This window comes from Brevibacillus sp. B_LB10_24 (assembly GCF_046036945.1).
In the GTDB taxonomy this organism is placed as follows: Bacteria; Bacillota; Bacilli; order Brevibacillales; family Brevibacillaceae; genus Brevibacillus_C.
Genome location: NZ_JBJQOQ010000083.1, coordinates 1 through 692 on the forward strand (window position 1 = coordinate 1; position 692 = coordinate 692).

At 45.1% G+C, this 692-nt stretch carries 1 pseudogene; it reads left to right on the plus strand.

Annotated elements, in window-relative coordinates:
- Positions 1-692, plus strand: a pseudogene (locus tag ACI7RC_RS27765) (transposase); the annotation flags it as partial.

Sequence of the window (692 nt, forward strand, 5' to 3'; positions counted from 1 at the left end):
AGGAAAATCCTTTAATCGACTATCATTTTCTGGATAGCCTATTCAAAATCATGGAACAAAAGGAGTATCGCTCCCTTCCGACACAAAGCAGCCAGTGGGTCATCAAAAGTGTATTTCAAAATTGGCAATCCTTCTTTGCGAGCATCAAAGACTTTCGGCAACATCCAGACAAATATACCGGACCCCCTCGCATTCCGGCATACAGTCGTGCGAAAGAAAAGGAAATCCTGTTCACGAATCAGGATTGCACCATGAAAGAGGAAAAGTTCCTCAAATTCCCGAAAACCAAGCAGCGGCTAAACATTGGCAAGCTGGGACACACCAAAGGGAAGTTAAGACAGGTACGAGTTGTTCCGAGATTTAGGGCAATACGTCGTTGAATTGATCTTTGCCTGTCCGCTTGAAACCAGGAATACAGAAAAAGGAAAATTCATGGCGATTGATCTTGGCGTTGATAATCTTGCAACTTTCGTCACCACAACGGGGTCGCGTCCGGTATTGGTGAAGGGCAAGCATATTAAGTCGATCAATCAGTATTACAACAAGAGGAAAGCTTATTATTTGGGCGTACTTCGTCAGGGGAAGGAACGCGAAAGAAGGACAGCATACCTCCAAGCGATTAGAGCGATTGCATCACATTCGTCATCGCAAAATCAAAGACCTGTTCCACAAGGCGAGCTACCGGATTGTCC